Source organism: Pseudomonas sp. W15Feb9B (genome assembly GCF_000828175.1).
GTDB classification, from domain to species: Bacteria; Pseudomonadota; Gammaproteobacteria; order Pseudomonadales; family Pseudomonadaceae; genus Aquipseudomonas; species Aquipseudomonas parakoreensis.
The window spans coordinates 15,198-35,596 of record NZ_JTKF01000026.1 but is presented as its reverse complement, the minus strand read 5'-3'; the positions used below and the strand labels follow the sequence as shown (position 1 = coordinate 35,596).

Sequence of the window (20,399 nt, the reverse complement as noted above, 5' to 3'; positions counted from 1 at the left end):
TACAGGGGAGGTAGTGGTTTCAGGATTCCTCTTTACCCAGCCAGCGATAGATTCCGCCGCCCACCACCGCGCCCAGCAGCGGCGCGACCCAGAACATCCACAACTGCGCGATCGCCCAGCCGCCGACCATCAGCGCCGGCCCGGTGCTGCGCGCCGGGTTGACCGAGGTGTTGGTGACCGGGATCGAGATCAGGTGAATCAACGTCAGACCCAGGCCGATGGCGATCGGTGCAAGGCCCGCCGGAGCGCGTTTGTCGGTGGCACCAAGGATGATGATCACGAACATGGCGGTCATCACCAGTTCGGTGACAAAGCCTGCGGCCATCGAGTATTTGCCCGGCGAGTGCTCGCCATACCCATTGGAGGCCAGACCTGCGGCAATATCGAAACCCTCCTTGCCGCTGGCAATGTGCGCAATCAGCGCCGCGGCGAGAATCGCGCCGAGCACCTGCGCGATGATATAGGCGGGCAACTCTTTGGCCGGAAACCGGCCGCCAACGAACAGACCGACCGAGACGGCCGGGTTGAGATGACATCCGCTGATGTGGCCAATGGCGAACGCCATGGTCAGCACCGTCAGACCAAACGCCAGGGCCACCCCCAGCACTCCAATGCCCAAGGGCGAAGACGCAGCGAGCACTGCACTGCCGCATCCACCCAGAACCAGCCAGAACGTACCCAACAACTCAGTGACTGAACGTTTGAACAGAGACATGAGAGAGTCCTTGATAGGCGTGCTATCGAGACTGTATCGAGTTGTGCTTCCTTGCAGATTTACGACAGGCTCCCTGCTGGAGCCTTGGCTGAGTACAGCAGGCTTTGGATGGATTTCCAGCAGGCATGAAAAAACCGCCAGAGCCCGTGGTTGGCGGGCTGGGGCGGTTTTTTGGCGGACAAACATTGTGTGGCGAGGGAGCTTGCTCCCGCTGGACAGCGAAGCTGTCCCAAAACTATCTGCACCGGTAGTGTCAGACTCGCACAGTTGGCGGGCTTTGCGTCTGCTGCGCAGTCGAACGGGAGCAAGCTCCCTCGCCACAAAAGTTCACAAAGTCAGATTTTTTGTGATCAATCGATCCCGACAAATCCACCGGTCTGGTGCGCCCACAACCGCGCATACAACCCGCGATGGGCGAGCAATTCGGCGTGGGTGCCGCTCTCGGCGATCTTGCCGTTTTCCAGCACCACCAGCCGATCCATGCGGGCGATGGTCGAGAGGCGGTGAGCGATGGCGATCACGGTTTTGCCTTGCATCAGGGTTTCGAGGCTTTCCTGGATCGCTGCTTCGACTTCCGAATCCAGTGCCGAGGTCGCTTCGTCCATGATCAGGATCGGCGCGTCCTTGAGCAGCACCCGGGCAATCGCGATGCGCTGGCGCTGGCCGCCGGACAGCTTCACCCCGCGCTCGCCGACGTGCGCATCGAAACCGGTGCGGCCCTCGGCGTCCGACAGCAACGGAATGAACTCGTCGGCGCGAGCCTTGTGCACCGCATCCCAGAGTTCGGCGTCGGTGGCGTCAGGCTTGCCGTACAGCAAGTTGTCGCGGATCGAGCGGTGCAGCAGGGAGGTGTCCTGCGTGATCATGCCGATCCGTGCGCGCAGGCTTTCCTGGCCGACTTCGGCGATATTCTGCCCATCGATCAGGATCCGTCCGCCCTCGACGTCGTACAGGCGCAGCAGCAGGTTGACCAATGTCGATTTGCCGGCGCCGGACGGCCCGATCAAACCGATTTTCTCGCCCGGTTTGATGGTCAGGTTGAGGTCGCCGATGATGCCTTTCTTCTTGCCGTAGTGAAAATCCACATGTTCGAAACGCACCTCGCCACGGGCCACCGCCAGTGGTTTGGCCTGTTCGTGATCAGTGACGCTGACCGGTTGTGAGATGGTCTGCAGACCGTCCTGCACCATGCCGATGTTTTCGAAGATGCCGGTGACCACCCACATGATCCAGCCGGACATGTTGACAATGCGAATCACCAGACCCGTAGCCAGCGCGATAGCGCCGACCGTGATCAACGACTGCGTCCACAGCCACAGCGCCAGCGCGGTGGTGCCGACGATCAGCAGGCCGTTCATGGCGGTGATTGCCACGTCCATGCTGGTCACCACGCGGCCGGCCATCTGCGCCTTGACCGTCTGTTCCTCGATGGCTTCCCTGGCGTAATGCTGTTCGAAATGGGTGTGGGCAAACAGCTTCAGCGTGGCGATGTTGGTGTAGCCGTCGACAATCCGCCCCATCAGTTTCGAGCGCGCATCGGAGGCCTCCACCGAGCGATCCTTGACCCGTGGCACGAAGTAATACAGGGCGCCGATGTAGGCGGCGATCCACGTCAGCAGCGGGATCATCAGGCGCCAGTCGGCTTCGGCGAACAGCACCAGCGAACTGATCGCGTAGATCACCACATGCCACAACGCGTCGACCGCTTGCACGGCGGAGTCACGCAGCGAGTTGCCGGTCTGCATGATGCGTTGGGCGATACGCCCGGCGAAGTCGTTCTGGAAGAAATTCAGGCTCTGTTTGAGCACATAGCTGTGATTCTGCCAGCGGATCATGCTGGTCATCCCCGGGCTCAGGGTCTGGTGCACCAGCAGGTCGTGCAGGCCGAAAAAGATTGGCCGCAGTACCAGCGCAACCACCACCATCCACGTCAGTTCGAGGGCGTGGTCGCTGAAGAAATTCGGGTTGGGCGTGCCCTGGGCCAGGTCGATGATGCGGCTCAGGTAACTGAACAGCGCCACTTCGATCAACGCAGCAAACAGACCGACCACCAACAGAGCGGCAAAGCTCGGCCAGACTTGTTTCAGGTAGTAGGTATAGAAGGGCAGCACGCGATTGGGCGGAGCCGCCGTCGGAGCGTCGCGGAATATGTCGATCAGTTGTTCGAAACGGCGATAGAGCATCAGATAACCGCCCGGAGGCCGGGCTCTCCTTTTATCGGTGTGAGCGGCGTGGCGTCAGGCCTGCGCCGCTCGAAACGCCCTGTACAGCTTAGTCGATGACTTTGGCCGACTTGATGATCACAGGGTCGGAAGGCACGTTTTGCATGCCCTGTTTGGTGGTGGTTGGCGAGTTGACGATGATGTCGACCACGTCCATGCCTTTGACCACTTTGCCGAATACGGCGTAGCCATCACCCTGGTCGAGGAAGTCGTTGTCCTTGACGTTGATGAAGAACTGGCTGGTCGCCGAATCAGGTACGGAGGTGCGCGCCATGGACAAGGTGCCGCGAACGTTGGCCAGACCGTTTTTGTGTTCGTTCTTGATCGGCGCCTTGGTTTCTTTCTGCTGCATCTGTGGCGTGAAACCGCCGCCCTGAGCCATGAAGCCCGGGATCACGCGGTGGAAAATGGTGTTGGTGTAAAAGCCGCTGTTGACGTAATCCAGAAAGTTTTTGGTACTGATCGGCGCCTTGACCGGGTCCAGTTCGATTTCGATCTGGCCGTTGGTGGTGTCCAGCAGCACGTGCGGCGCTTTGGCCGGGGTGGCAGCCATCAGGTTGGCAGCGAACAGCACGGTGCCGGCGGCGAGGGCGAGTTTTTTCAGCATGGGTCAGTGATCCTGAGATTGAATGTCGGCTGCGGCGAGAAACTCCAGCAGCGTTTGATTGAAGCGTTCGGGTTGATCGAGCGGGGTGGCGTGGCGCGAATCGGCGATGACCACCAGCCGCGCATCGGGCAGCAGTTTTACATAGGTTTCTTTCAGCGCCACCGGTGTGTAGTCACGGTCGGCAGTGACGATGAGGGTTGGACAGGTCACCCGGGAAAGTCGTTCCTGAACGCCCCAGCCAACAATCGCATCGAAGCTGGCGAGATAAGCACGTTTGTCGTTTTTTGCCCAGCGTTCGGCCATTTTCTGCCGCAAATCAGCCTGTTCCGGTTTCGGAAAAAGTTTGCCGCCCAGCGCCTTGCCGATGGTTGCCAGGCTCAGCACACGCATCAGGCTCCAGCGTTTGAACCACTGCCAGTAATCGTCGCGGCTGCGGAGTTTGACTTCGGGGGCGCTGTTGACGATGGTCAGGCTTTTGAGCCTTTGCGGCTGATCGACGCCGAACTGAAAGCCGATCATCCCGCCCATCGACAGCCCGACGTAATGCACCGGACCGAGGTGCAAGTGGTCGAGCAACGCCAGCAGGTCAGCGCTGAAACCGGCGATGCTGTAGCGCTCGCGGGGTTTGTCCGAGCGACCGTGACCGCGTATGTCCGGGACGATCACCCGGTAATGCGCCGACAGTGCCGGAATCTGCATTTCCCAGTCCAGGGTGCTTGAGCCGAGCCCGTGAACCAGCAGCAACGGCGTACCGTGGCCATATTCCTCGTAGTGCAGGTTGCAACCTTCGTGCTCGAAATACGCCATCGGTGAACTCCGTGTCAGGCTTGTTCGGGGGCGGCGAACGGTGCGTCCAGCGGCAAGGTGTCGAAGGTACGCAGCAGTTCGATGAGGATTTGTGTCGCCGGGCCCAGCGGTTTGTCCTTGTTCGAGTACAGATAGAAACTCGGGTTGCGGCTGCCGCCCTGAACCAACGGTAGCAGCTTGAGCGTGCCTTCCTTCAATTCACGTTCGATCATGTGTCGGGGCAACCAGGCGAAACCCAGTCCGCTGCTGACGAACGTTGCGGCAGTGGCGAGGCTGCCGACCGTCCAGCGCTGTTCGGCACCCAGCCAGCCGACGTCGCGTGGCTGCTGGCGCCCGGAGTCGCGAATCACCACCTGCATCTGGGTTTCCAGATCCTGGAAGCTCAGTTCGCGATTGAGCCGATGCAAGGCGTGGTCCGGGTGGGCGACGGCAACAAATTCGACATCGCTCAATTCCGCACCGAGATAGCCGGGAATGCTCAGACCGGTGATCGCCAGATCGGCCACGCCTTCCAGCAGCACTTCTTCGACCCCCGACAACACTTCCTCGCGCAGCCGCACGCGGCAGCCACGACTTTGCGGCATGAACGCGGTCAGCGCCCGGACGATACGTGCGCTCGGGTAGGCCGCATCGACCACCAGCCGCACCTCGGCCTCCCAACCTTGCTCCATGTGGTGGGCGAGGTCTTCCAGTTGGCTGGCCTGTTTCACCAGTTGCCGCGAGCGGCGCAACAGTACACCACCGGCTTCGGTGAGTACCGCCTTACGCCCGTCAATGCGCAGCAAGGGCACGCCGAGTTGGTCCTGCATGCGGGCGACGGTGTAACTCACCGACGATTGCGAACGGTGCAGTGCCTCGGCGGCTTGGGCGAAGCCGCCGTGATCGACCACGGCCTGCAATGTTCGCCATTGATCAAGGGTCACGCGGGGCGCTTTCATCAATAGCTCCTCTTGTCCTAAGCTGGCCGTCCCTCATGGAGACTGGCGAATGAAAAAATTCTGTTGTGTGTTGCTGGCGCTGCTGCCGCTGTCAGCGTTTGCTTACCCGATCGATGTGCAGAAAAATCTCAATGGCTTGAAGATCGACTACGAAACCTATGACACCGACAAGGACATCGGCTCCATAAAAGTGGTCAACTTCGGTGATGTCGATGCCGTCTGCAAAGCCGTTTTCAACAATGGCCCGGAAGCGCCACGTACGCGCAACATCGAAGTCCCGGCCCGCAAGCATACGAACGCCACGGCCAAGTTCTCTCGCGAGATCATCAGGCTGCGCATTGAACTGAGTTGCAGCCCGAAATAACGGCGTCAATCCCTTGTGGGAGCGAGCTTGCTCGCGAAGTGGCCGTTTCAGTCGACATCATTGTTGAATGACACACCGCTTTCGCGAGCAAGCTCGCTCCCACAGGGGGCAAGTGCATCTAAACGAATTATTCGATGCTTTGCAGCAATTATTTGCGCTTTTTCATCGATACATCCCTGTTTAACCTTCACTCCATCGACCTACAACATTCTCGGATGGAGACTACACACCATGTCCCGCGTTCTGATCATCGAAAGCAGCGCCCGCCAGCAAGACTCGGTTTCCCGTCAACTGACCCAGACCTTCATCGGTCAGTGGAAAGCGGCGCACCCCAACGATCAGATCACCGTGCGTGACCTCGCCGTGAACCCGGTACCCCACCTGGACGCCAACCTGCTGGGTGGCTGGATGAAGTCTGCCGAACAGCGCAACGCCGACGAACAATCGTCGCTGGACCGCTCCAACGAATTGACCGAAGAGTTGCTGGCCGCCGACGTATTGGTGATGGCAGCGCCGATGTACAACTTCGCGATCCCGAGCACTCTGAAAGCCTGGCTCGACCACGTGCTGCGTGCCGGTGTGACCTTCAAGTACACCGAAACCGGCCCGCAAGGCCTGCTCAGCGGCAAACGTGCCTACGTGCTCACCGCTCGCGGCGGGATCTACGCCGGCGGCCCGGCCGACCATCAGGAACCGTACCTGCGCCAGGTCATGGGCTTCATCGGCATCCACGACGTGACCTTCATTCACGCCGAAGGCATGAACCTGGGCGGCGACTTCCAGGAGAAGGGCTTGAATCAGGCCAACGCCAAACTGTCCCAAGTCGCTTGATAGGTTAATCGCCAGATAATCGCCGCTTGTTTAAGTGACCTGGCGCAACCCCTTCAAGGCTCTACGCGCATCGAACCTCCCTTTGCACTTGTTGCTCCTGAGTGCTGTAGCCCGATTGAACGCTTAAGCGAAATCGGGCTTTTTTTTGCCTGAGATTATCTGAGCAACGTGTATCCCCTGTGGGAGCGGGCTTGCTCGCGAAGGCGGTGTGTCAGTCAAATATTCGTCGACTGACACGATGCCTTCGCGAGCAAGCTCGCTCCCACAGGGTTCAGTGTTGCCTGAGGTTCGCGGTCTGGCGCAAAAACCGCTATCGTCGCCGCCATTCGAAACAGAGGCGACCATGGGCTATCTACTTTTTGTCACGCTGATCCAGGCGTTTTCCTTCAGTCTGATCGGCGAATACCTCGCCGGGCATGTCGACAGCTACTTCGCAGTGCTGGTGCGCGTGGTGCTGGCCGGGCTGGTGTTCATTCCGTTGACCCGCTGGCGTTCGGTGGAACCGGCGTTCATGCGCGGCATGCTGTTGATCGGCGCATTGCAGTTCGGCATCACCTACGTCTGCCTGTACCTGAGCTTTCGCGTATTGACGGTGCCGGAGGTGCTGCTGTTCACCATCCTCACACCGTTGCATGTGACGTTGATCGAAGATGCGTTGAACCGACGCTTCAATCCATGGGCGCTGGTCGCTGCATTGGTAGCGGTGGGCGGTGCGGCAGTGATTCGTTTTGATCGGATCAACCCGGATTTCTTCATGGGTTTCCTGTTGCTGCAACTGGCGAACTTCACCTACGCCGCCGGCCAGGTGCTGTACAAGCATCTGGTGGCGAAACACCCGAGCGACCTGCCGCATTACCGGCGTTTCGGCTTCTTCTACCTCGGCGCACTGGCGGTGGTGTTGCCGGCGTTTCTGCTGTTCGGCAAAGCCAACTTCCTGCCCGAAGCACCGCTGCAGTGGGGTGTGTTGCTGTTTCTCGGCCTGGTCTCCACCGCGCTGGGCATGTACTGGTGGAACAAGGGCGCGTGCATGGTCAACGGCGGCACGCTGGCGGTGATGAACAACCTGCATGTGCCGGTGGGGCTGCTGCTGAATCTGCTGATCTGGAATCAGCACGAAGAGCTGGGGCGATTGTTGCTGGGCGGCAGCGTCATCCTCGCGGCCGTATGGATCAGCCGGTTGGGTATCCGCCGCACCGCATGACCCGGTGTAGGAGCTGCCGAAGGCTGCGATCTTTTAATCTTTAAAATCAAAAGATCGCAGCCTTCGGCAGCTCCTACACTGATCGTGGGTTACATGAGGTGTTTTTGTTGTTCCGCAATGTGCGCCGAACCCAGCACCGCCGGCAACAACCCCGAACGCAAATCCCCGCCACTCGGCTGCTGATACAGGCTCAAGCCAAACTCCGGTAGCACCGCCAGCAGATAATCGAAAATATCACCCTGAATCCGCTCGTAATCGGCCCACACCGTGGTGGTCGTAAAGCAGTAGATTTCCAGTGGAATGCCCTGCGCCGTGGTCTGCATCTGGCGCACCATGCAGGTCATGTTCGGCTGGATCTCGGGATGGCTTTTCAGATACGCCAGCGCATAAGCGCGGAAGGTGCCGATGTTGGTCATGCGCCGACGGTTGGCCGCCATCGCCGCTACATTACCCTGCGCCTCGTTCCACGCTTTGAGTTCGGCTTTCTTGCGGCCCATGTAGGCGGTCAGCAGGTGCACCTGAGAGAGTTTTTCTTCTTCATCGTCGCGGATGAAACGCACACCGCTGGCGTCGATAAACAGGCTGCGCTTGATCCGTCGCCCGCCGGACTGCTGCATGCCGCGCCAGTTGCGGAACGACTCGGACATCAGGCGCCAGGTCGGGATCGAGACGATGGTTTTGTCGAAGTTCTGCACCTTGACCGTGTGCAAGGTGATGTCGACCACGTCGCCATCGGCACCGACTTGCGGCATTTCGATCCAGTCGCCGACCCGCAGCATGTCGTTGCTGGTCAGCTGTACGCTGGCGACGAACGACAGCAGGGTGTCCTTGTAGACCAACAGAATCACCGCCGACATCGCACCCAGACCGGACAGCAGCAACAACGGCGAACGGTCGATCAGGGTGGCGACGATGATGATCGCACCAAACACGTACAAGACCATTTTCGCCAGTTGCACATAGCCCTTGATCGAGCGGGTGCGCGCGTGTTCGGTGCGCGCATAGATGTCCAGCAACGCATTGAGCAGGGCGCTGACCGACAGCAGCAGGAACAGGATGGTGAAGGACAGCGCCACGTTGCCGAGGAAGGTCATCGCGGTTTTGCTCAGTTCCGGCACCAGGTGCAGACCGAACTGGATCACCAGCGACGGCGTCATCTGCGCCAGACGCTGAAACACCTTGTTGTGGCGAAAGTCGTTGATCCAGTGCAGCGCCGGCTGGCGCCCGAGCATGCGGCTGGCATGCAGGATCAGATAGCGCGCCACTCGTCCGAGGATCAGCGCGATCACCAATAGCAGCATCAGCGCCAGGCCGGATTGCAGGAACGGGTGCTTTTCGAGGGCACCCCAGAGGTCTTGGGCGTTGAGCCAGAGCTGTTTGAAATCCATGTGAGCAACGATTCTTCTGTAAGACGCGATGGGCGATTAGAGCATTTAAGACGCTGTGTATTACCGTTGGAGACAAATCGAGCAACAAAAAAGCCACTGATTACGCCCGTTTGTATAAAGAAACTCGGCCTGAGCGCTCGAAACCGGTAACCTATGCAGCTGTTTTTTTGCATATCTTCGAGGTAGCACCCGTGTTTTCCCAATTCGCCCTGCACGAACGCCTGCTCAAAGCCGTGGCCGAGCTGAAATTTGTCGAGCCAACGCCTGTGCAAGCAGCGGCCATTCCGCTGGCGCTCCAGGGGCGTGACCTGCGGGTGACGGCGCAAACCGGTAGCGGCAAGACCGCCGCTTTTGTCCTGCCGATCCTCAACCGCCTGATCGGCCCGGCGAAGATTCGCGTCAGCATCAAGACCCTGATCCTGCTGCCGACCCGCGAACTGGCCCAGCAGACCCTGAAAGAAGTTGAACGCTTCTCGCAGTTCACCTTCATCAAGTCCGGCCTGATCACCGGCGGTGAAGACTTCAAGGTGCAAGCGGCGATGCTGCGCAAGGTGCCGGACATCCTGATCGGTACCCCGGGCCGGATGATCGAGCAACTCAACGCCGGCAACCTCGACCTCAAAGAAGTCGAAGTGCTGGTGCTCGACGAAGCCGACCGCATGCTCGACATGGGCTTCGCCGAAGACGTACAGCGTCTGGTCGACGAATGCCCTAACCGTCAGCAGACCATGCTGTTCTCCGCCACCACCGGCGGTTCCGGCCTGCGCGAGATGATCGCCAAGGTGCTGAACAACCCTGAGCACCTGCAGCTCAACGCGGTCAGCCAGCTGAACTCGACGACTCGTCAGCAGATCATCACCGCCGACCACAACCAGCACAAAGAGCAGATTGTGAACTGGCTGCTGGCCAACGAGACCTATCAGAAGGCCATCGTCTTCACCAACACCCGCGCCATGGCCGACCGCATCTACGGCCGCCTCGTGGCTCAGGAATACAAGGCGTTCGTGCTGCACGGCGAGAAAGACCAGAAGGATCGTAAACTGGCGATCGATCGTCTGAAGCAAGGTGGCGTGAAGATTCTGGTTGCCACCGACGTCGCAGCACGTGGTCTGGACGTGGATGGCCTGGATCTGGTGATCAACTTCGACATGCCACGCAGCGGCGACGAATACGTGCACCGCATCGGTCGTACCGGTCGCGCCGGCAACGATGGTCTGGCGATCTCGCTGATCTGCCACGGCGACTGGAACCTGATGTCGAGCATCGAGCGCTACCTGAAGCAGAGCTTCGAGCGCCGCACCATCAAGGAAGTCAAAGGCACCTACGGCGGGCCGAAAAAGGTCAAGGCCTCGGGCAAAGCCGTCGGCGTGAAGAAGAAAAAGACCGACGCCAAGGGCGACAAGAAGAAAACCGCCGCCAAGACCCCGACCAAGCGCAAGAGCGCCAATCGGCCGAAGCCGGATTCGCTGGTGAGCAGCGACGGCATGGCCCCGCTCAAGCGCCGCAAGCCGGCCGAGCCTGCGGCTGAATAAGTCGCCACAAATGGCCAATAAAAAACCCGGACAGTGTCCGGGTTTTTTTATGCGCAGGGTCTGTCAGTTCCCCAACTGTCCGCTGGTGTCCGCGTCAAAGCGCTGTCTGGCGCGATCTGCCGCCGGTTTGAGCAGCGCGAGCAGCGCGGCTTCGCTGTACAGCCGCGAGTCGCCCAGCTCTTTTGGCGTCGGCTCAATCGGGATCAGCACATCCTCACCGTCCGCATGCAGCCAGATCGCCACGACGTGCAGCGCCGAGACAAACAGCACGCGCAGTTCAACGCTTTTGCCTTGCAATTGCGGCGCCTGTTCCGCCAGTTTCAACGCGCCCACGGTGTCGGCGGCCCGGGTGCCGTGGTTCAGCGAAGCGAACTCGACATGGCCACGCACCTCGGCCAGTTGCGCATCGGCAATGCTGACGCCGTCGGCAAACACCAGGTAATGCCAGTCACCGATGCGTGCGTTTTTCAAACCCTTGCCCTGGCTCAGATCGTCGAGTGTCAGCGAGTAGCCGCGATAGGCTTCGCTGAGGCTGACTTTGGCCGGTGTCGCGGCGGCGAACTGGCGATTAATGCCGAAACCCTGTGTTTGCAGTGCGGCTTGCAGCGCGGGACGCAAAGTCTGAACACCGTTGGAAGGCGCCTTTGGATAAGTCAGTTGCATGATGTCGCCCTCCTAGTTTTTTGCGGTGAAGTAAGTGTGAGTCCAGTTGCCGCCGCCGTTGTACGAACCCGGGAATGAGTTCAGCGCGCGGGTCGAATAACCGTAGATCGAGTCGGCAACCAGCACATAGTTGCCGTTGGTGCCGTAGATCGCCAGGAAGTGCGCACCGCCACCGTACCAGGCACAGCGCAGGCCGACCGGGCGGCCCATGTTGATCTGGTTCTGAATGGCCGACATCTGCAGCGAACCCTGATTCATCCCGTTATAGCTGCGGGTGGTTTGCAGGGCTGAATCCAGATAGCCGTAGACGTTGCACGGTCCTGGCTGGCTGCAGCAATTGCGATCCAGTTGGGTGCTGGCGACGCCGCACTGGGTCCAGTTTCCAGTGCCGTAATAGTTGCCGACCGAAGCGGAAACAGCGGCCCAGCACCAGTTGGTCTGAGTCTGTTTCTGCATGCTGAAGTTGAGGCTGGCAGCGGCCAGTGCGGCGGTTTGTGCAGTGGCTTGAACCTCGACCAGCTGCGGGTCGAGCAGATGGCCGACAAGGCACCTTGGCAGGCTCTCGCCGGTGAATGATGTGGCTTGAGTGGTTAACATTTTTTCAGTCCTCCATGAATGAAAACAAGCGTCCAGCTTGTGGTGGTGTTGCGGTATTGCCGAGCGATCGGTGGTTAACGGTTTTCATCTGCGATGAACGGTGCCGATCTCCTTGCTCGAGGTAACCTTAGTCTGGATATGCGTTTGTGCAATAAAATAAATGCATTAATGCATTTTCAGGGGCAAAAGATCGCAGCCTTCGGCAGCTCCTACGGGGTTCGGTGTAGGAGCTGCCGCAGGCTGCGATCTTTTGATCTTGCTTCTAGCCCTCGGCTTTTTTCTCGGCCGTGCCTAATTCCTTCAACCGCTGATCAATCAACTGGCACTTGTCCGGCAAATCTGCACTGGCCGTGCCCAAATCCATCTTCTGCAACTCGGCATTGATTTCCTTGGCCTTGGCCGGATTCTGTTCGGTGAGCTTGGCCACTTCCTTGGCCAGTTGTTCACGTTTGGCGGTGGCTTCTTCTGGGGTACAGGCCCAGACGGGCAGGGCGCAGGCGAGGGTGGCGGCGAGGGTGAGCTTGAGCAGGGTTTTCATGGGGCAGGCCTCCGTTCCGGTTAAGGCGGGTTATTGGGTGGAGGCCTCGATGCGACGAAAAGTTCAGAGTTGTCGCAAACAGCATGTCGGTCGCTCGCTGCGGAAAATGCAGCTGAACGGCTGCGGTGTGTCCGGGTCACAACCTATGACAGTGCCCCAAATCACGCGCACCGGAGGTTGAATCAGGATGACGACTTATAACTGGGATTTGATTGAACGCTTGCTGCATGAAGTGCAGAACAGTGCAGGCGAAAGTTTCGCGCCGCGAAAATATGCCGAGGACTACGCAGCAGAGAAAGCCAGTGCGGGCGAGCCGATCGAGAATCTGGATCACCTGAAAACGGTGGCCTGCGAGTACGAGAAGTTACTGCTGGACCGTGGGTTCATCGAACCGCGTCCGGATCATGAGGGCAGCACCGGTAACAATTTCATACTGACCCAGCGGGGTTCCAGCTTGTTGAGCCTGATCGACAGCAGCATTCCCGGCAATGACCATCCACGGCAAGTGCTGGATGAGCAGGTGGATGCGCTGGATGAGGCGACGTTTGATGAGGTGGCTTCTAAAGCGCAAATTGCCTGAAAACAAAAGATCGCAGCCTTCGGCAGCTCCTACACATAACCCTGTAGGAGCTGCCGAAGGCTGCGATCTTTTGATCTTCTATTCCTGCTTTACTGCCTTCAGACACTTCAAATCATTGAAGTCCTTACGCACACCCTCGATTTTCTTGAGCAACCGCTGACGCTGCTGCGGCGTACTCTCGGCCATCAGATCCACCGCCAGCGAACGCGCCTGCGCTTCGGTGTTGGCGTAGGCTTTTTGGTAATCCGCTGTCCATAAACGCTCGCGGTTGACCAGAAGTGTCTCGATTCGTTGTGGGAATTCCGGACTTTTGCGCTGAGCAACGGCATTGCTGAACTGCTGCTGCCAGTGGGCGCGGTTGGCGATCCATTGGGTATTCTGATCGCCCAGGGCGGTCGACCAAGCCATTACCCGTTGTTCCTGAGTCACGCTCAACGGACCCAGCCAGTCGGTCAGGCGCTTGTCCATGCGTGCGCCGCGTTCGGCAATCTGTTGCGCCAGCGGCGGTTTAACGTATTCCTTTTCACGTTTGCGCAGATCCTTGGCGAACGCGTCGTTCATTTCCGCCACTTGTTTGTCGTCCAGCCCTTGCAGTAACTCGATGGCCGACGGTGTGATCTGGCGTGCGGTTTCGGCGATGGCCTGTTTGGCCTCTGCGATTCGCGCTTGCAGCGCAGCGTCGGTCACCTGATTGGTTTCAACCATGTTCTGCAAACGGTCCAGCCAATCGAGGTAGCCCGGCAATTGTGTGGTGCAGTGCCAGTTCAGGTGCTCCTTGAGCCGTTCGTTGAACCAGTCTTTTTGCTCGCCGTTCATGTCCAGGTAGTCGCCGAGCGTCCACGGGATGATCACGTCGAGGTTGCGGTAGGCCAGGCCGACACGGCTGCAGGCGCCGAGGGCAAGGGTGAAAATCAGCAGGGTGGCGAGGTGTTTGAACCAGCGAGACATGAGCGAATCCTTGCGAGAGCCTGACGTCTGATTCTTATGTGAACGCAGGAAGCTCCCGGCGGTTCAGCCGATCAATAGAATGCGCGCTCGGCCTTGAGCGTCACCAGCCCGTCACACTGACTGTTGTGCCCGGAATACGCCGAGCAATCGCTGCCACTGAGGTTGGAATTGCTGTAGATCAGGTCGAGATCGACGCCCATGAACGGTCGGGAAAATTTCACCGACCAATCGGTAAAACTGCTGACATAACCACCGTCCACTGACACCGGCGTGTTCAATTGATGGGTGGTGTATTTCATGCTGATCCCGATGCCGAACGGCTGATTGCCGCCAAGGTCGGCGAACAGCGTGTTGTTCTGTTTGTCCGGGTCGTTGCTGACGGCTATGCCGAAACGGCTGCCGAGCAGGGTCAGGCCGCCGAACAGTTCCTGACTGTCGAGGGTCTCGACCTTGGGATAGCTGTAGTGGATCATCCCGACTTCGTAGCCGAGGGTCTGATCGAAAGGTTGTTTGAAGCCGACGTAGGAGTCGATTTCCAGGTTCTTGCCCGGGGTCAGGCCCATGCTCGGCGCGTATTGACCGACATACAGGCCGCTGTCGTGGCTCAGATCCAGGCCGCCGTGGAACGAGCCGACGGCTGCCGGCTTGACCAGACCTTGGGCCATGCTGCGGCTGGGCGTGGTGCCGAGTTTGAGGTCGAAGTCGCCGAGCTCGCGCTGGAAAATCTGCGCGTGCACCGATGACCAGGCCAGTAGGCCCACAAGCAATAAACAGGAATTTGATTTGAGCATGCGTCACTCCATGAACAGCGAGGGCAGGGCTGAGCCTGCTGAAACGCTTGATCCAGACGCGTGCAAGGATACCGGCGAATGCTCGGCAATGATGGCCGTTCGTCGATTTTCAAAAGATTGATTAAACAGAAGTGAGGGTGTTGCGCGGGTGCCTGTCCAGACGCTTCGAAGCTCAAAGCGTCTCAGGACGGGTGTTTTACCGGGTGTTACTTCTTGCCCAGGCTGATCTGCTTGGACGGGCCGAACGTCTGGCCGCTGACGCCTTTGGCAATTTGCTGGATTTCGCCGCCGGACTTGAGGAACGCTGCGATTTGATCATTGATCGATTCGCTGGTTTCAACGGCTGGAGCTGGCTTTGCTTTGCTGGTGGATGCTTTTACACGCATGGCGGCCATTAACCTGTAGAAAAGTAACTCGGCCAGGCATCGTACAGGAATAACTTGACAATTGCTTGATAAATATCCCCGGGAATAACTGAGTGTGCGGGTGGATTATTCTCGCTTAATTATTCGAAATATCCGCCTAAGCCACTGTTTTAAATAACAACATTTATTGCTCGTTACTGAAAATGTAAGCCGTGAAACGCTGCGTCAGGTGCCGCACCGGCCTGACGAATGGCGACTCGCTTGCGCCAAACCAAGGAAAATCAAGGTGCCCCGCGGATTTTCTTCGCCCGGTTGCTCGCTCGGCGAACGAGACCGGCAAAACCGGGTAGAATGCCGCCACGCAATGAGGGTTTTGGAAAATGGCTTTAGTCGGGCGTTACAACAGTTTGCAAGTGGTTAAACACACTAACTTCGGTTTATATCTGGACGGCGGTGCTGACGGCGAAATTCTTTTGCCCAACCGTTATATCCCTAAAGATATTCCCAGCGAAGATGAAGACTGGCTCAACGTATTTATTTATCTGGACAGCGAAGACAAACTTCTCGCTACCACTGAAAAACCAAAAGTTCAGGTCGGTGAATTTGCCAGCCTGAAAGTAGTTGAAGTCAACAGCATCGGTGTCTTCCTCGATTGGGGCCTGCCAAAGGATCTGTTGCTGCCGTATTCCGAAGAAAAGCGGCAGATGACCGCTGGCGAGTACTGCGTGGTGCACGTCTATCTCGATAAACACACGCGCCGCATCACCGCGACCGCACGTCTGGATCGCTACCTCGACAAGACACCGGCCAACTACAGCGCCGGTCAGGAAGTTGATCTGCTGGTGGCTGAAGCCACCGACATGGGTTTCAAGGCGATCATCAACAACAAGCATTGGGGCTTGATCCACAAGAATGAAATCTTCAAGTTCATGCGCTCCGGCATGCGCGAGAAGGGTTTCATCAAGGAAGTGCGCGCCGACGGCAAGATCAGCCTCAGCCTGCAACCGGTAGGTCAGGAAGCGGCGAGCAGCCTCAGCTCGAAAATCCTCGCCAAGTTGCGCGAAAACAATGGCACGCTGGCCGTCAGTGACAAGAGCGATCCGGCGCTGATCAGCAGTCTGTTCGGGGTCAGCAAGGGTAACTTCAAGAAGGCCATCGGTTCGCTGTACAAGGAAGGCAAGATCGTCATTCATGCTGATCGCATTGAACTAACCTGAGTGACCGTTGGCCCCATGTAGGAGCTGCCGCAGGCTGAGATCTTTCGATCTTCAAAGGCAAAAGATCGCAGCCTGCGGCAGCTCCTACATGAGGGTTTGCAGATGAAGAAAGCGTTGATTGCCTATGGCGCCACACTGCTGGCGTTTCTGTTGCTCGACGGTATCTGGCTCGGCGTATTGATGGCGCCCACCTACCGCGAGCTGCTCGGTTCGCTGATGCTCGAAAAACCGCTGCTGGTTCCGGCAGCGGTTTTTTATTGCCTGTACGTTTTTGGTTGCGTGCAGTTTGTGGTGTTGCCGGCGCTGAGCTGGCAACGCGCGGCAAAGATGGGCGTGCTGCTGGGGCTGGTGGCGTATGGCACGTATGACCTGACCAATTGGGCGACATTGCACGGGTGGTCGGTGCAGGTGAGTTTGATGGATTGGGCGTGGGGGACGTTTGCCACGGCTCTTGCCTGCTCGGTCGGTTTCCTGGTTGCGAAGCGATTTGTGAGGTCAGCTGCATAATCCTGGTTGTCTGGGCAGACGCCTTCGCGAGCAAGCTCGCTCCCACAGGGGAAGTGCGGTCGACTGTGGGAGCGAGCTTGCTCGCGAATGGCGGCGCAGCCGACAACCATTCACCTGTGACGTTACTGACGCATCCAAAGTCTTTTTCAGACGGCTTTTTTTGCCCGAGTGATTGATAATCCCCGACACAGATTTTCGACCAGTGGACGGCTGCCATGTTGTGTGTTTTCGAGGTGTTGCGGTGAGTGTCGAGCGGCGCAATGCCGACGGGTTTGCCTTGCAGGTGATGATCGGCCTCTGCCTGATCTGGGGCGTGCAGCAAGTGATGATCAAGTGGGCCGCGCCGGACATCGCGCCGGTGATGCAAGCCGCCGGGCGCTCGGGGATTTCTGCGCTGCTGGTGGGCCTGCTGCTGTGCTGGAAGGGCGGTTGGGATCAGGTGAGCAACACTTGGCGCGGCGGACTGCTGGCCGGTGCGTTGTTCGGTCTGGAGTTCTTCTTCATCGCCGAAGGTCTGCAACTGACCACCGCCGCGCACATGTCGGTGTTCCTCTACACCGCGCCGATTTTCACTGCGCTCGGCGTGCATTTCCTGTTGGCCAGCGAACGTCTGCGGGCGCTGCAGTGGCTGGGGATTCTGCTCGCGTTCGTTGGTATCGCCATTGCCTTCGCCGGCGGCGTGTCGTGGGACAACCTCGACCGGCGCATGCTGCTGGGCGACGCGTTCGGGGTCATTGCCGGCGCCTGCTGGGGCGCGACCACCGTGGTGGTGCGTGCCTCGCGTCTGTCAGAGGCGCCAGTGACGTTGACCCTGTTCTATCAGTTGATCGTCGGCTTCGCTGGCCTGCTGTTGATTGCGTTGTTTAGCGGCCAGATCAGCCACGTCAGCCTGACCCCCGTGGCGGTGGCCAGCGTGTTGTTTCAGGGTCTGGTGGTGTCGTTTTTCAGTTACCTGACCTGGTTCTGGCTGCTGCGCCGCTATCTGGCGGCCAATCTGGCGGTGTTTTCGTTCATGACGCCGCTGTTCGGCGTCACCTTCGGCGTGCTGCTGCTCGGTGAAGCATTGAGCGTGAACTTCGTCATCGGCGCGGTACTGGTGTTGCTGGGCATCACTTTTGTCAGCGCTGAGCAGTGGGTGCGTCGGCGTTTGCGCCAAGCCCTCGGCCAGCGCTGACTGACTGCAAGGCCAGCCCGCCGGCAATCAGCAGACCGCTGCCGGCGATCACCAGCGCCGGTTGCAAGCCGCCGCTGAAATGGCTGCTCAGCGCCGCCAGCAACGGGCCGCTGAGCTGGCCGACGGCAAAGCACGCCGTCAGCAGCCCGGCGTTGCGCTGGGTGCTGTGCGGCGCCAGTTCCCGCGAGCGTTGCATCACCAGTTGCATGCAAGCGAGGAACGGCATGCCGCACAACACCACCCCCAGCGCCAGGCCATAACTGCTGCCCAACAGACAGGCAAAGACCCCGAGCGCTTGCAACCACAGGGTGGCGGTCAGCCAGTGCCGTGTGGTGTTCGGGTCGTGGCGTCGCAGGCTCACCAGCAACACGCCGATGGCCGCGCCAAGGCCGAAGCACGGCCAGAACAGATCGGCCTGCCATTGCCCGTGAAACTGCGCGTTGGCCATTTGCGAAAGGAATGTGGCCGGGATGATGTAACCCAAGCCATACAGCGCATACACCACTGCCAGTCGCGGGATGCCGCGATTCGAATGATTGACGTTGAGCGTGGCGACCGGCGTGTGCACGCCCGGTTGCGGCAGGATTCGCACGATCCCCAGCAGCATCAGCATCGCCACGCCGGCATAGATCAGCCACAACGTGGCAGAGGTCTGGTTCAGCAGATGTGAGAACAGTGCCAGCAACCCGGTCAGAAAAATTCCCAGTCCGGGGCCGGCAAATACCAGCGCACCCAGCCGTGGCCGACCTGCCGCCGCTGCCAAAGGCTGACTCAGCGCCGTAATCATCACCAGCACCCAGGCACTCGCCACTCCGGTGCCGAAGCGCAGCAGCAAATGCGCCCAGAAACCGTTGGCCCAGAACGATGCCAGCGTCAGCACCACGCACAGCCACAAACCGCCATGCAAACGCCGCTGCACTTGCGGCGGACGATGGGCGAACATCGCATCCACCGCGCCCAACAGATAGCCGAGGTAGTTGGCCGCAGCAATCAGACCAGCGGCCGTCAGATCGATCTGGCCTTCGCTGAGCAGGTGCGGCAGTTGCGGGGTGAGGGCGAAACGCCCGATGCCCATGGCCATCATCAGGGCGATGAAACAGGCGGATAAGCGAATCAGTGGCGACATGGTCAGGATTCCTTTGGAGGAGCAATGACCGTCAGGCTAGAACCGATTGACTTTCTTTAAAATTGAATAATAGTGAGAAACTTGTTCTGTTATGGAGAAGGCTTGTGGAGTTCAGCCAATTGCGGATCTTTCAGGCAGTGGCCGAGGAAGGTTCGATCACCCGCGCCGCCGAGCGCCTGCATCGGGTGCCGTCCAACCTGTCGACCCGGCTCAAACAGCTGGAAGAGCAATTGGGCGTCGAACTTTTCGTTCGTGAGCGTCAGCGTTTGCAGTTGTCCCCTGCGGGAAAAGTCCTGCTGGACTACACCGGCAAGCTGTTTGCCCTGCGCGATCAGGCCAGTGCGGCGGTGATGGGCGGGCAACCGGCCGGGGATTTTGTCCTCGGCACGCTGTACAGCACCGCGGCGATCCATTTGCCGGCGCTGTTGGCGCGTTATCACAAGCAATACCCGGCGGTGAACCTGCAAGTGCAATCCGGGCCCAGCGGCGAGTTACTCGAAGGCCTGGTCTCCGGGCGCCTCGACGCGGCGCTGGTGGATGGCCCGCCGCAACTGGCCGGGATCGACGGTGTGCCGCTGTGTGAGGAGCGTCTGGTGCTGATCAGCGAGGCCGATCATCCGCCGATCCGCAGCGCCAAGGACGTCGAGGGCAGGGCGGTGTTTACCTTCCGCCATGGCTGCGCCTACCGCGCCCGGCTGGAGGCCTGGTTCGTCCACTATCAGGCGGCAATGGGCCGGGCGATGGAGATCGAGTCCTATCAAGGCATGCTTGCCTGCGTGATTGCCGGCAGCGGGGTGGCATTGATGTCGGAGTCGATGCTCGCCAGTCTGCCGGGGCGCGAGAGCGTTGCAGTGCACCCGTTGGCCGAACCGTTCGCCAGTGCGACAACGTGGCTCATGTGGCGCAAGGGCATGGTCGGGGCCAACCTCAATGCCTGGATTGAACAGCAGCAAGCGCTCTATCCCGTGGCATCGAGTGAACCCCGGCGGACGGCGTGAACCAACCCATCGTAATTCTGTTCAATTCAGTAACAGATCATTGCGGATTTGGCCGAGCATTGCGTAGGACTTCGGACTATTATCAGTGCGAAGCGGCCTCAGAATTCCGGCCGCTCAGCACTACCCTGAAGGGGGCATGACGATGAAAGAGAAAATTCAGAACTGGCTGCACGATTTGGGTGTTGCCCTCGGCTTGATCGAACCGCCTCTGCAACCCGTACCGATCCGCACCGATGACGAACAGCGCCGGCGTCAGCCTCGCCGGCGGTAGTGCTCAAATAAAAGATCAA

General features: G+C 59.3%; 23 protein-coding genes. 10 read left to right on the top strand and 13 right to left on the bottom strand.

Annotated features, from left to right (window positions below; translation table 11 throughout):
- Positions 1 to 19: 19 nt before the first annotated feature.
- The 5 genes from aqpZ to OC71_RS14195 form a co-directional block, all read right to left on the bottom strand.
- Positions 20 to 715: an aquaporin Z gene (aqpZ, locus tag OC71_RS14215; RefSeq protein WP_041070268.1), complete on the bottom strand. Its 696-nt coding sequence runs from the start codon at positions 713 to 715 to the stop codon at positions 20 to 22.
- A gap of 350 nt (positions 716 to 1,065) precedes the next feature.
- Positions 1,066 to 2,898, bottom strand: coding sequence for an ABC transporter ATP-binding protein (locus OC71_RS14210; RefSeq protein WP_041070265.1), 1,833 nt, complete (start codon positions 2,896 to 2,898; stop codon positions 1,066 to 1,068).
- Positions 2,899 to 2,986: 88 nt separating this feature from the next.
- A complete protein-coding gene (locus OC71_RS14205) occupies positions 2,987 to 3,544 on the bottom strand; it encodes a peptidylprolyl isomerase (protein ID WP_041070262.1) in 558 nt (185 codons plus the stop codon).
- A gap of 3 nt (positions 3,545 to 3,547) precedes the next feature.
- A complete protein-coding gene (locus OC71_RS14200; protein WP_041070259.1) occupies positions 3,548 to 4,351 on the bottom strand; it encodes an alpha/beta fold hydrolase in 804 nt (267 codons plus the stop codon).
- Positions 4,352 to 4,365: 14 nt separating this feature from the next.
- On the bottom strand, positions 4,366 to 5,289 hold the full coding sequence (locus OC71_RS14195) for a LysR family transcriptional regulator (protein ID WP_041070257.1): 924 nt from the start codon (positions 5,287 to 5,289) through the stop codon (positions 4,366 to 4,368).
- 49 nt (positions 5,290 to 5,338) lie between these two features.
- Between OC71_RS14195 and OC71_RS14190 the strand changes: the two genes are divergently transcribed.
- From OC71_RS14190 to OC71_RS14180, 3 genes are all read left to right on the top strand, one after another.
- Positions 5,339 to 5,653 carry a hypothetical protein gene (locus OC71_RS14190; protein WP_041070254.1) on the top strand — a complete coding sequence of 105 codons (315 nt, stop codon included), beginning with the start codon at positions 5,339 to 5,341 and terminating at the stop codon, positions 5,651 to 5,653.
- Between the two features lie 231 nt (positions 5,654 to 5,884).
- Positions 5,885 to 6,484, top strand: a complete 600-nt coding sequence (locus tag OC71_RS14185; protein ID WP_041070251.1) for an FMN-dependent NADH-azoreductase — start codon at positions 5,885 to 5,887, stop codon at positions 6,482 to 6,484.
- A 343-nt stretch (positions 6,485 to 6,827) separates the two neighbouring features.
- Positions 6,828 to 7,685, top strand: a complete 858-nt coding sequence (locus OC71_RS14180; RefSeq protein WP_007965993.1) for a carboxylate/amino acid/amine transporter — start codon at positions 6,828 to 6,830, stop codon at positions 7,683 to 7,685.
- A gap of 89 nt (positions 7,686 to 7,774) precedes the next feature.
- Here OC71_RS14180 and OC71_RS14175 read toward each other — a convergent pair whose 3' ends face one another.
- Positions 7,775 to 9,073 (bottom strand): mechanosensitive ion channel family protein, encoded by a 1,299-nt coding sequence (locus OC71_RS14175; protein WP_041070249.1) that lies wholly within the window; start codon positions 9,071 to 9,073, stop codon positions 7,775 to 7,777.
- A gap of 191 nt (positions 9,074 to 9,264) precedes the next feature.
- Here OC71_RS14175 and OC71_RS14170 point away from each other — a divergent pair, with 191 nt between their 5' ends.
- The gene (locus tag OC71_RS14170) at positions 9,265 to 10,605 is read left to right on the top strand and encodes a DEAD/DEAH box helicase (RefSeq protein WP_041070247.1); all 1,341 of its coding nucleotides are present in this window, start codon (positions 9,265 to 9,267) and stop codon (positions 10,603 to 10,605) included.
- Positions 10,606 to 10,668: 63 nt separating this feature from the next.
- On the opposite strand, the gene OC71_RS14165 is transcribed toward OC71_RS14170, so the two are convergent.
- The 3 genes from OC71_RS14165 to OC71_RS14155 form a co-directional block, all read right to left on the bottom strand.
- Complete coding sequence (locus OC71_RS14165; protein WP_041070245.1) at positions 10,669 to 11,268, bottom strand: hypothetical protein; 600 nt, start codon at positions 11,266 to 11,268, stop codon at positions 10,669 to 10,671.
- A gap of 12 nt (positions 11,269 to 11,280) precedes the next feature.
- Positions 11,281 to 11,865: a papain-like cysteine protease family protein gene (locus OC71_RS14160; protein WP_041070244.1), complete on the bottom strand. Its 585-nt coding sequence runs from the start codon at positions 11,863 to 11,865 to the stop codon at positions 11,281 to 11,283.
- Between the two features lie 262 nt (positions 11,866 to 12,127).
- Positions 12,128 to 12,403, bottom strand: coding sequence for a hypothetical protein (locus tag OC71_RS14155; protein WP_041070242.1), 276 nt, complete (start codon positions 12,401 to 12,403; stop codon positions 12,128 to 12,130).
- A gap of 187 nt (positions 12,404 to 12,590) precedes the next feature.
- Between OC71_RS14155 and OC71_RS14150 the strand changes: the two genes are divergently transcribed.
- The gene (locus OC71_RS14150) at positions 12,591 to 12,983 is read left to right on the top strand and encodes a hypothetical protein (protein ID WP_041070240.1); all 393 of its coding nucleotides are present in this window, start codon (positions 12,591 to 12,593) and stop codon (positions 12,981 to 12,983) included.
- 78 nt (positions 12,984 to 13,061) lie between these two features.
- Here OC71_RS14150 and OC71_RS14145 read toward each other — a convergent pair whose 3' ends face one another.
- The 3 genes from OC71_RS14145 to OC71_RS14135 all read right to left on the bottom strand — a co-directional run bounded on the left by OC71_RS14145 (position 13,062) and on the right by OC71_RS14135 (position 15,117).
- On the bottom strand, positions 13,062 to 13,931 hold the full coding sequence (locus tag OC71_RS14145) for a DUF6279 family lipoprotein (protein WP_041070238.1): 870 nt from the start codon (positions 13,929 to 13,931) through the stop codon (positions 13,062 to 13,064).
- A gap of 71 nt (positions 13,932 to 14,002) precedes the next feature.
- Positions 14,003 to 14,722: a TorF family putative porin gene (locus OC71_RS14140; protein ID WP_041070236.1), complete on the bottom strand. Its 720-nt coding sequence runs from the start codon at positions 14,720 to 14,722 to the stop codon at positions 14,003 to 14,005.
- A 206-nt stretch (positions 14,723 to 14,928) separates the two neighbouring features.
- The gene (locus tag OC71_RS14135; RefSeq protein WP_016985943.1) at positions 14,929 to 15,117 is read right to left on the bottom strand and encodes a hypothetical protein; all 189 of its coding nucleotides are present in this window, start codon (positions 15,115 to 15,117) and stop codon (positions 14,929 to 14,931) included.
- A 350-nt stretch (positions 15,118 to 15,467) separates the two neighbouring features.
- On the opposite strand from OC71_RS14135, the gene OC71_RS14130 reads away from it, so the two are divergent.
- From OC71_RS14130 to OC71_RS14120, 3 genes are all read left to right on the top strand, one after another.
- Positions 15,468 to 16,304, top strand: a complete 837-nt coding sequence (locus OC71_RS14130) for a S1 RNA-binding domain-containing protein (RefSeq protein WP_041070234.1) — start codon at positions 15,468 to 15,470, stop codon at positions 16,302 to 16,304.
- A 102-nt stretch (positions 16,305 to 16,406) separates the two neighbouring features.
- Positions 16,407 to 16,811 (top strand): DUF2177 family protein, encoded by a 405-nt coding sequence (locus tag OC71_RS14125; protein ID WP_041070232.1) that lies wholly within the window; start codon positions 16,407 to 16,409, stop codon positions 16,809 to 16,811.
- Between the two features lie 241 nt (positions 16,812 to 17,052).
- Entirely contained in the window at positions 17,053 to 17,985 is a 933-nt protein-coding gene (locus OC71_RS14120; RefSeq protein WP_041070230.1) for a DMT family transporter, read from the top strand.
- Here the strand turns inward: OC71_RS14120 and OC71_RS14115 are convergent.
- Positions 17,930 to 19,111, bottom strand: a complete 1,182-nt coding sequence (locus tag OC71_RS14115) for an MFS transporter (RefSeq protein WP_041070228.1) — start codon at positions 19,109 to 19,111, stop codon at positions 17,930 to 17,932. The two genes, OC71_RS14120 and OC71_RS14115, sit on opposite strands and share 56 nt — an antisense overlap.
- Positions 19,112 to 19,215: 104 nt before the next feature.
- Here OC71_RS14115 and OC71_RS14110 point away from each other — a divergent pair, with 104 nt between their 5' ends.
- Together OC71_RS14110 and OC71_RS28525 are read left to right on the top strand one after the other, a co-directional pair.
- Entirely contained in the window at positions 19,216 to 20,109 is an 894-nt protein-coding gene (locus OC71_RS14110) for a LysR family transcriptional regulator (RefSeq protein WP_041070227.1), read from the top strand.
- A gap of 142 nt (positions 20,110 to 20,251) precedes the next feature.
- Entirely contained in the window at positions 20,252 to 20,380 is a 129-nt protein-coding gene (locus OC71_RS28525) for a PA1414 family protein (protein ID WP_003184145.1), read from the top strand.
- Positions 20,381 to 20,399 lie beyond the last annotated feature (19 nt).

Bases quoted from the DNA above. Each gene is read 5' to 3' on its own strand.
- OC71_RS14210 (WP_041070265.1), bottom strand. From the start codon at position 2,898: ATGCTCTATCGCCGTTTCGAACAACTGATCGACATATTCCGCGACGCT.
- OC71_RS14200 (WP_041070259.1), bottom strand. From the start codon at position 4,351: ATGGCGTATTTCGAGCACGAAGGTTGCAACCTGCACTACGAGGAATAT.
- OC71_RS28525 (WP_003184145.1), top strand. From the start codon at position 20,252: ATGAAAGAGAAAATTCAGAACTGGCTGCACGATTTGGGTGTTGCCCTC.
- OC71_RS14195 (WP_041070257.1), bottom strand. From the start codon at position 5,289: ATGAAAGCGCCCCGCGTGACCCTTGATCAATGGCGAACATTGCAGGCC.
- OC71_RS14130 (WP_041070234.1), top strand. From the start codon at position 15,468: ATGGCTTTAGTCGGGCGTTACAACAGTTTGCAAGTGGTTAAACACACT.
- OC71_RS14180 (WP_007965993.1), top strand. From the start codon at position 6,828: ATGGGCTATCTACTTTTTGTCACGCTGATCCAGGCGTTTTCCTTCAGT.
- OC71_RS14150 (WP_041070240.1), top strand. From the start codon at position 12,591: ATGACGACTTATAACTGGGATTTGATTGAACGCTTGCTGCATGAAGTG.
- OC71_RS14140 (WP_041070236.1), bottom strand. From the start codon at position 14,722: ATGCTCAAATCAAATTCCTGTTTATTGCTTGTGGGCCTACTGGCCTGG.
- OC71_RS14190 (WP_041070254.1), top strand. From the start codon at position 5,339: ATGAAAAAATTCTGTTGTGTGTTGCTGGCGCTGCTGCCGCTGTCAGCG.
- OC71_RS14165 (WP_041070245.1), bottom strand. From the start codon at position 11,268: ATGCAACTGACTTATCCAAAGGCGCCTTCCAACGGTGTTCAGACTTTG.
- OC71_RS14175 (WP_041070249.1), bottom strand. From the start codon at position 9,073: ATGGATTTCAAACAGCTCTGGCTCAACGCCCAAGACCTCTGGGGTGCC.
- OC71_RS14185 (WP_041070251.1), top strand. From the start codon at position 5,885: ATGTCCCGCGTTCTGATCATCGAAAGCAGCGCCCGCCAGCAAGACTCG.
- OC71_RS14160 (WP_041070244.1), bottom strand. From the start codon at position 11,865: ATGTTAACCACTCAAGCCACATCATTCACCGGCGAGAGCCTGCCAAGG.
- OC71_RS14115 (WP_041070228.1), bottom strand. From the start codon at position 19,111: ATGTCGCCACTGATTCGCTTATCCGCCTGTTTCATCGCCCTGATGATG.
- OC71_RS14205 (WP_041070262.1), bottom strand. From the start codon at position 3,544: ATGCTGAAAAAACTCGCCCTCGCCGCCGGCACCGTGCTGTTCGCTGCC.
- OC71_RS14155 (WP_041070242.1), bottom strand. From the start codon at position 12,403: ATGAAAACCCTGCTCAAGCTCACCCTCGCCGCCACCCTCGCCTGCGCC.
- OC71_RS14125 (WP_041070232.1), top strand. From the start codon at position 16,407: ATGAAGAAAGCGTTGATTGCCTATGGCGCCACACTGCTGGCGTTTCTG.
- OC71_RS14145 (WP_041070238.1), bottom strand. From the start codon at position 13,931: ATGTCTCGCTGGTTCAAACACCTCGCCACCCTGCTGATTTTCACCCTT.
- OC71_RS14135 (WP_016985943.1), bottom strand. From the start codon at position 15,117: ATGGCCGCCATGCGTGTAAAAGCATCCACCAGCAAAGCAAAGCCAGCT.
- aqpZ (WP_041070268.1), bottom strand. From the start codon at position 715: ATGTCTCTGTTCAAACGTTCAGTCACTGAGTTGTTGGGTACGTTCTGG.